Origin of the sequence: Tahibacter caeni (assembly GCF_024609805.1) — a bacterium.
Taxonomy (GTDB): Bacteria; Pseudomonadota; Gammaproteobacteria; order Xanthomonadales; family Rhodanobacteraceae; genus Tahibacter; species Tahibacter caeni.
Window position 1 is genome coordinate 1 of record NZ_JANFVR010000222.1, and the last position, 8027, is coordinate 8027.

Genomic DNA, 8027 nt, shown 5'->3' on the forward strand with positions numbered 1-8027 from the left:
GCAGATCGACGGTCGACGGGTCGCGCGCCGCGGCGTAGACCTTGCCGGCGCCGCGCGCGAGCAGCGCCGCGGCGAAGGCGCGGCCGAGGCCGCGGTTGGCGCCCGTGACGAGCGCGACGGAATTGCGGATGTCCATGACGATGTCCTGTGACTGGGGAGGGTGGGAGATTCAGCGGCCCGCGACGGCGGACGCCTCGACGGCGCCGCTGGAGTAACGCGGCGACGATGCGGCCGGCGCGAGCGTGACGGTGACCGTCGACGACAGGCCGGGCCGCAGTGCGGCCAGCGCCGGCTGGTTCGCGACGAAACGGATGCGCACCGGAACGCGCTGCACGATCTTCGTGAAATTGCCGGTGCCGGGTTCGAACGGCAGCAGCGAGAACTGCGAGCCGGAGCCCGGCGCGAAGCTGTCGACTTCGCCGCGCAGGGTCTGGCCCGGCAACGCGTCGACGGCGATCTCCGCGCGCTGTCCGGGCAGCATGCGCGCAGTCTGCGTTTCCTTGAAGTTCGCGACGATGTACAGCGCGTCGATCGGCACGACGGTCAGCAGGCGCGTGCCCGGCTGCACGTAGTCACCCGGCTCGACCTGGCGGTCGCCGACGATGCCGTCGACCGGCGCGCGGATGACCGCATGCGCCTGATCCTGCCGCGCGAGGTCCAGCGCCGCTTGCGCGGCGGCGACCGCGGCGTCGGCCTGGGCGAGTCCGGCTTCCAGGGTCAGGCGCTTGGCTTGCGTCACGGCGGCGCGATGGCGGCTGACGTCGAGTTCGGCGCGGCTCTTGTCGGCGTCGGCCGTCGCGCTGAGCGCGGCCGCGCGGTATTGATCGGCGTCGCGCCGCGCGACGGCACCGCTGCCGACGAGCTCCTCGAAGCGCCGGCGGTCGGCCTTCGCACGTTCGCTCTGCGCGTCCATCGAACGGATCGTCGCCTGCGCCGCACGCACGTTCGATGCGGCGAGCCGTTCTTCGGCGTCGAGGCTGACGAGCGCGGCGCGCGCCGACTGCTGCAGCGCCTGCGCATTCAGCAGCGCCGCATTCGCCGCGGCGGCCTTCGCATCGAACTCCTCCGCGTCGATGCGCACGAGCGGATCGCCGCGGCTGACGCGCTGGTTGTGGCGCACGAGCACCTCGGCGACGAGGCCGCGCACTTTCGGCGCGATGACCGAGCTGTCGGCCTGGACGTAGGCGTTGTCGGTCGAGACGGCGGACTTCGGCATGACGATCCAGGCCACACCGGCGGCCGCGAGCAGCAGCGCGCCGCCGACCGCGAAGAACGCCTTGCGCCGGGCCGGCGCGGCGCGTTGCGGCGCGGCAGAAGAAGTGTCGGTATTCATCGGTTCGATTCCGTGGACGACGTCGACTGCGCGGGCCGGCTCAGGACGGCCGGTCGAGGCCCAGGCGGCGTTTGATCGCCGCGCGCGAGCTCGCGAGGATTTCGTCGGAACGCGCCGCATCGCTTTCGATGCGAGCGATCGACAACGCACCGAGCAGCTCGGCGAACACCGAGCGCGCTTCGGCCACGGGCTCCGCGTGGCCGATGTCGGCCAGCAGCGCCGCCAGCGCCTCGACGAGCGCCTGGCTGCCGGCGGCGAAATGCCGGCGCAGCTTCGCCGTCATGCGCGGCAGATCCGACGACAGCGCAGCGACCGGACAGCCGGCGCGGCGTGCGTCGCGATGCGCCGGCGACAGATAGAAGTCGACGTAGGCGCGCAGGCCGTCCGCGGCAGGGCGCCGGCCGGTTTCCGCGGCGAGGCGCGCACGCGCCTCCTCGAACATCTGGCCGACGGCCGCGGCGACGAGATCGTCCTTCGATGCGAAATGCGCATAGAAACCGCCGTGGGTCAGCCCGACGTCGGCCATGACTTCGGCGATGCCGATGCCGTCCGGGCCTTTCGCGCGTATCGCCCGAGCCGCCGCCTTGACGACCTTGTCGCGCGTTCGCAGCTTGTGTTCCGCGTCGTAGCGCATGCCGCGCCTCGCTTGCGTCGTTGGTATGACGGCCATAATATGATCGGCATCATTCCATTGCAAGGGTCCGCGCATGAACGCCCCGCGACGCGACGCCGTTCCGCCTGCCCACCCCGACCCGGCCGCGCTGCCGAACGCGCGCAAATACCTGATCTTCGCGGTCATGGCGTTCGGCCAGTTCATGGCGCTGATCGACATCCAGATCGTCGCCGCGTCGCTGAACGACGTGCAGGCGGGCCTGTCGGCCGGCCCGGCCGAAATCAGCTGGGTGCAGACGGGTTATCTGATGGCCGAACTCGTGATGATTCCGTTCTCGGCGTTCCTGGCGCAGGCGCTGTCGACGCGCTGGCTGTTCGCGCTGTCGGCCGGCCTGTTCACCGCAGCCAGCGCGCTGTGCGGCGCGGCCTGGGACATCGACTCGATGATCGCGTTCCGCGTGCTGCAGGGCTTCGTCGGCGGCGCGATGATTCCCACCGTGTTCGCGACCGGCTTCGCGCTGTTCACCGGTCCGCAGCGCGCGATGATCCCGGCCATACTCGGCATGATCGCCGTGCTCGCGCCGACCCTGGGCCCGACGGTCGGCGGCTGGCTGACCGACGCGTTCGGCTGGCGCTCGATCTTCTACGTCAACGTCGTGCCGGGCATCGCCGTGACCGCGCTCGCGGCCGCCCTGATCCGCGTCGACCGGTCCGACCTGAGCCTGCTGCGCCGCATCGACTACGCGCATCTCGCAGCCATGGCGGCGTTTCTCGGCGGCCTGCAATACGTGCTCGAAGAGGGCCCGCGCTACGACTGGTTCGACGATCCCGCGATCGCCGCGGCCGGCTGGATCTCGTTCGTCGGGCTGTTGCTGTTTCTCGAACGCTCGCGCAACTCGGCCGGGCCCATCGTCAAGCTCACGCCGTTCCGCAGCCCGACTTTCGTGTTCGCCTGCGTGTTCAATCTCGTGATCGGCTTCGGCCTGTATTCGGCGACCTATCTGATTCCGTTGTTCCTCGGCCGCGTGCGCGGCTACGACAGCCTGCAGATCGGCACGACGGTATTCGTGACCGGCGTCGCGCAGATCCTCAGCGTCGTCGTCGCGGCGCGGCTGTCGCAGCGCGTGGACCCGCGCCGCATGATCGCGGCCGGACTGAGCCTGTTCGCCCTGAGCCTGTGGTCGACCTCGTTCCTGACGTCGGAATGGGGCTTCTGGTCGCTCGCGCTGCCGCAGGCGCTGCGCGGCTTCTCGATCATGCTGTGCATCGTGCCGAGCGTGACCCTGGCGCTGTCGGGCTTCGCCGCGGCCGAGCTGCGCTACGCCTCGGGCCTGTTCAACCTCATGCGCAATCTCGGCGGCGCGATCGGCATCGCCGTCGTGACGACCTGGCTGCAGGACGACACGCGCGGCAACGTCGCGCGCATCGGCGAAAGCCTCGGCGAGGCGCATCGGCATGCGCCGGACCTCGTGGCCGCGCTCGCCGACCGCGTCGCGCAATGGACCGTCGACGCGTCGCAGGCGTTGCTGATCGCGCAGGGCGAGTTCGCTCAGGTCGTCACGCGCCAGGCGCTGACGCTCGCGTTCAACGACGTGTTCCGGCTCATGTCGTGGCTGTTCCTCGCCGCGTTGCTGCTCGTGCCGTTCTGCCGGCCGGCGGCGCCCGAGGCAGTCAAGGCGGCCAAGGCCGCCGACGCGCACTGAGCGGAACCGCGCCCGCGGCAGCGAGCGCAATGCGGATCAGCGGATGCGCGCTGCAGATCGGCGCCTGTCGGTAGCGATCCAGATGCAGCAGGCCGCCGATCGCGCAGACGCGCAGCAGGAACGCGCCAGCTCCGGCGCGCCGCGCCGCGCCGGAGCAGGCGTGCGATCCAGCTGCTCGCGCTCGTGGAATCGGCCGTCGGCCGCGGGAAGCGCCCGGCCCGAATGCGCTCCGCGCCGCGCGCGCCTGGGTTTCGGTCAGAATCCGTCCGATGCCGCCGGCCGTTGCGGCCCTGCCGGACACCGCCCGACTCCACCGGAGGATTGCATGCTCGGAACCCACGACCTGCCGCTGTTCGTCGTCGCCGGACTGCTGTTGAGCATCACGCCGGGCGCAGACACGCTCTACATCGTCGGGCGCTCGGCCTCGCAGGGTTTCCGCGCCGGCGCGATCGCCGCGTCCGGCATCGCCGCCGGCTGCTGCGTGCACATCCTCGCCGCGGCGCTCGGGCTGTCGGCTCTGCTGTATGCGTCGGCCGCGGCCTTCACTGCCCTGAAGATCACCGGCGCGATCTATCTGGTCTGGATCGGCATCGCTCTGCTGCGCGATGCCGGCCGCGACACGGCCGCGGCGAAGACCTTCGCGGCCGACCCGGCCGGCAAGGTCTTCCTGCAGGGCTTCGCGACGAACGTGCTGAATCCGAAGGTCGCGATTTTCTTCCTCGCGTTCCTGCCGCAGTTCATCGACCGCGGCACGCCGAACACGGCCGTGTCCCTGCTGTTCCTCGGCCTGATCTTCAACGTGCTCGGCACGCTCTGGAACCTGGCCGTCGCCTACGGCAGCGCGCGGATTTCGCGCAACATCGGCCGCACCTCGCTGTTCGCGCGCCTGTCCAAGCGCGCGGCCGGCGGCCTGTTCCTGTTCCTCGGCTACAAGCTCGCGACCAGCGAGCGCTGAGCCGCCGCGACGGCGGCGTTATCGGCCCGCGCGATTTCGGCGACGCTCGGCGGCGCCGGCACGTGCCGGCGGGCTGGGGAGGGAATCGCAATGAGCGCCGAGCACCACGGCATCGACCTGCTGCCGGTCATCACCTTGCTGGCCGTGGCCGTCGTCGCCGCACCGCTATTCAAGCGTCTGGGCCTCGGCGCCGTGCTCGGCTATCTCGCCGGCGGCCTGGCCATCGGCCCGTTCGGCCTGCGCGTGTTCACCGAGCCCGCGGCGATCCTGCAGGTCGCCGAGCTCGGCGTCGTGATGTTTTCCTGTTCGTGATCGGCCTCGAAATGCGGCCGTCGCGCCTCTGGCAGATGCGCCGGCAGATCTTCGGCCTCGGCTTCGCCCAGGTCGTCGCCTGCGCGGCGCTGCTGACGGCCGTCGGCATCGCCACGGGTTTTCCGGTCGCGCCGTCCTTCGTCGCCGGCGCCGGCGCCGGCTTCGTGCTGACGTCCACGGCCATCGTCATGCAGCTGCACGAGGAACGCGGCGAGCTCGCATCCGACGGCGGCCAGCGCATCGTCGCGATCCTGCTGCTGGAAGACCTCATGATCGTGCCGCTGCTCGCGATCGGCCTTGAGCCGCGCATAGACGGCCGTGAACAACGCGTCGCCGCTCCGCGCGAGTCCGCCGTGTGGGTCTGCCCGGTCATCGTCCCCTCCCGCGCCGCAGTCTAGCGGCTACGCCGGCGGCATCCGCGGCTCCGAGTTCTGCGCCGTCGCACCGGCGGCGAGCGGATCGGCGGCAACCCGTTCAGGCGTAGTCGTTCTTGAGCTCCACGTATTTCTCGGCCGAGTAATACAGGCGCCGGATCTCCTCGTCGCTGAGCTTGCGCACGAAACGCGCGGGACTGCCGAGCCAGAGTTCGCCCTCGCCGACCACCTTGCCCGGCGCGACCACGGCGCCGGCGCCGACGAAGCCGTGTCTGCGCACGCGCGCGCCGTCGAGCACGGTCGCATGCATGCCGATCAGGCAGGCGTCCTCGATCGTGCAGGCGTGGATCACGGCCGCATGGCCTATGGTCACGTCGTCGCCGATGTACGTCGCGAAACCGCCGGGCGTGTACGGGCCGTCGTGGGTCACGTGGACGATGCTGCCGTCCTGGATGTTGGTGCGCGCGCCGACGCGGATGCGCTGCACGTCGCCGCGGATCACCGCGCAGGGCCAGATCGAGCTGTCGGCGCCGATCTCCACGTCGCCGATGACGACGGCGGCCGGATCGACGTAGGCGGTCGCCGCGACGACCGGTTGGATACCGCGATAAGGACGCAGGGCCATGGCAGACCGGGACGAGGAAACGGAGCGCGAGGGTAGCGCGGCCGGCCGGAGCCGCCAATTGCGCCGGGACGAAGCGGACGCGGGATTGCTGCAGCGCGCCAATCCACGGGCGACGGCGGACGCCTGAGCAAGAGTCGCCCGTCCGGGTCCGGCAGGATCAAACGGTCGTTTACGTGTCGCGATTCCCGACTACTATTGCCGACATGGATACCGCCGCCCGCCCGCCGTCACTGAACGCCCGGCTCGCCGAACTGCGCGAGGCCTGGAATGCGCACCGACCCGACTATGCCCAGCGCATGGACGATCTCGCCCGGCTGCGGGCGGCGTTCAAGCGCCGCCTCGCCGGGTTGATCGAGGCGATGAGCGCGGACTTCGGGCGACGCTCGCGCCACGAGTCGCTGCTGACCGACGGCATGACCGTGCTGCACGAGATCGACCTCGTGCGCAGCCAGCTGCGCCGCTGGATGCGCCCGCGCCCGCGCGCCGTCGACTGGACCTTCATGCCGGCCAGCGCCGAGATCCGCTACCAGGCGCTCGGCGTCGTCGGCATCATCGCGCCGTGGAACTATCCGGTGAACCTCGCGCTGATCCCGCTGGTCAGCGCGATCGGCGCCGGCAACCACGTCATGCTCAAGCCCTCGGAGTTCACGCCGCGCACCTCGGAGGCCATGGCCGAGCTGCTGGCCGAGGTGTTTCCGGCCGACCGCGTCGCGACCGTGCTCGGCGACGCGGACGTCGCGGCCGAGTTCGCCGGCCTGCCGTTCGACCACCTGCTGTTCACGGGTTCCACGCCGGTGGGCCGCAAGGTCATGGCCGCGGCGGCGCCGAACCTGACGCCGGTCACGCTGGAGCTCGGCGGCAAGTCGCCGGCCATCGTCGCGCCGGGCTATCCGCTCGCGACGGCCGCGGCGCGCATCGCCGCGGGCAAGTTCCTCAACGCCGGCCAGACCTGCATCGCGCCCGACTACGTGCTGCTGCGCGCGCAGGACCGCGAACCCTTCGTCGCCGCGCTGCGCGACTACGTGCAGCGCCACTACCCGAACCTGCGCGAGAACCCCGACTACACGAGCATCGTCAACGCGCGCCAGTACACGCGGCTGCAGAGCCTCGCCGACGAGGCCGCGCGGCGCGGTGCGCAGGTGCTGACGTTCCCCGACGCGAACGCGCACGACATCGACGCACGCGTGTTCGCGCCGACCGTGATCCTCGACGCGCCGGAAGACAGCCGCGTCATGCAGGACGAGATCTTCGGACCGATCCTGCCGGTCGTCACGGTGGAGTCGGTCGACGCCGCGATCGACTACGTCAACGCGCGACCGCGGCCGCTCGCGCTGTACCACTTCGACCACGACCGTGCGCGTACGCGCAACGTGCTCGAGAGCTGCGTGGCCGGTGGGGTCAGCGTGAACGATTGCATTTACCACAATGCACAAAGTGAACTCCCGTTCGGCGGCGTCGGCCCGTCCGGCATGGGCCACTACCACGGCCACCATGGCTTCCTGACGTTCTCCAAGCAGCTGCCGGTATTCCGCCAGACGCGCTGGAGCTCGCTGTCGCTGCTGCGCCCGCCGTACCGCGGACTGGCCGGCTTCGTCACACGCCTGCTGACCCGCTGACGCGGCCGGGCCGGCCGGCCGCCGCCGCATGACGCCGCGCGCGTACCGTTTCGAGGATCTCGCGGTCGATCTCGACCGGCGCGAAGTCCGGCGCGACGGCGCGCTGCTGGAGCTCGCCGGGCTCAGCTTCGACCTGTTCGCGTATCTGCTCGCGCAGGGCCCGCGCGTCGTCGGCTTCGACGAGCTGATCGCCGGCGTCTGGGCGCCGGCTGTGGTCGGCGAGGAAACCGTGACCCAGCGGGTCAAGCTGCTGCGCCAGTCGCTCGGCGACGACGGCCGGCGGCCGCGCTATGTGCGCTCGGTGCGCGGCAAGGGCTACCAGCTCTGCGCCGCGCCGCAGCCGCTCGACGCGATTCCGGCAGCCGCGCCGGCGCAAACGCCGGCGATCCGAATTCCGGGCCACCTGCGGCGCTGGCTGCCGGCGGCGGCCGCGGCACCGCTGCTGGCGGGTCTCTGGCTGATCGCGCGCGCGCCGGCACCGGACGCGCCGCACGGCG

The 8027-nt window shown here is 71.2% G+C and carries 7 protein-coding genes and 1 pseudogene; 5 read left to right on the top strand and 3 right to left on the bottom strand.

The window, feature by feature from the left end:
- Window positions 1-169: 169 nt before the first annotated feature.
- Entirely contained in the window at window positions 170-1333 is a 1164-nt protein-coding gene (locus tag NON22_RS16675; RefSeq protein ID WP_257388076.1) for an HlyD family secretion protein, read from the bottom strand.
- Window positions 1334-1373: 40 nt separating this feature from the next.
- Window positions 1374-1967: a TetR/AcrR family transcriptional regulator gene (locus tag NON22_RS16680; protein WP_257388077.1), complete on the bottom strand. Its 594-nt coding sequence runs from the start codon at window positions 1965-1967 to the stop codon at window positions 1374-1376.
- Between the two features lie 73 nt (window positions 1968-2040).
- Between NON22_RS16680 and NON22_RS16685 the strand changes: the two genes are divergently transcribed.
- The 3 genes and pseudogenes from NON22_RS16685 to NON22_RS16695 form a co-directional block, all read left to right on the top strand.
- Complete coding sequence (locus NON22_RS16685; protein ID WP_257388078.1) at window positions 2041-3648, top strand: DHA2 family efflux MFS transporter permease subunit; 1608 nt, start codon at window positions 2041-2043, stop codon at window positions 3646-3648.
- Window positions 3649-3973: 325 nt separating this feature from the next.
- Complete coding sequence (locus NON22_RS16690; RefSeq protein WP_257388079.1) at window positions 3974-4603, top strand: LysE family translocator; 630 nt, start codon at window positions 3974-3976, stop codon at window positions 4601-4603.
- Window positions 4604-4693: 90 nt separating this feature from the next.
- A pseudogene (locus tag NON22_RS16695) lies at window positions 4694-5208 on the top strand (cation:proton antiporter domain-containing protein); the annotation flags it as partial.
- Window positions 5209-5389: 181 nt separating this feature from the next.
- Here NON22_RS16695 and NON22_RS16700 read toward each other — a convergent pair.
- A complete protein-coding gene (locus NON22_RS16700; protein WP_257388080.1) occupies window positions 5390-5914 on the bottom strand; it encodes a gamma carbonic anhydrase family protein in 525 nt (174 codons plus the stop codon).
- 203 nt (window positions 5915-6117) lie between these two features.
- Between NON22_RS16700 and NON22_RS16705 the strand changes: the two genes are divergently transcribed.
- Together NON22_RS16705 and NON22_RS16710 are read left to right on the top strand one after the other, a co-directional pair.
- On the top strand, window positions 6118-7530 hold the full coding sequence (locus tag NON22_RS16705; protein WP_257388081.1) for a coniferyl aldehyde dehydrogenase: 1413 nt from the start codon (window positions 6118-6120) through the stop codon (window positions 7528-7530).
- 28 nt (window positions 7531-7558) lie between these two features.
- A partial coding sequence (locus NON22_RS16710) for a winged helix-turn-helix domain-containing protein (protein ID WP_257388082.1) occupies window positions 7559-8027 on the top strand: 469 nt, incomplete at its 3' end.

Bases quoted from the DNA above. Each gene is read 5' to 3' on its own strand.
- NON22_RS16675 (WP_257388076.1), bottom strand. From the start codon at position 1,333: ATGAATACCGACACTTCTTCTGCCGCGCCGCAACGCGCCGCGCCGGCC.
- NON22_RS16680 (WP_257388077.1), bottom strand. From the start codon at position 1,967: ATGCGCTACGACGCGGAACACAAGCTGCGAACGCGCGACAAGGTCGTC.
- NON22_RS16685 (WP_257388078.1), top strand. From the start codon at position 2,041: ATGAACGCCCCGCGACGCGACGCCGTTCCGCCTGCCCACCCCGACCCG.
- NON22_RS16690 (WP_257388079.1), top strand. From the start codon at position 3,974: ATGCTCGGAACCCACGACCTGCCGCTGTTCGTCGTCGCCGGACTGCTG.
- NON22_RS16700 (WP_257388080.1), bottom strand. From the start codon at position 5,914: ATGGCCCTGCGTCCTTATCGCGGTATCCAACCGGTCGTCGCGGCGACC.
- NON22_RS16705 (WP_257388081.1), top strand. From the start codon at position 6,118: ATGGATACCGCCGCCCGCCCGCCGTCACTGAACGCCCGGCTCGCCGAA.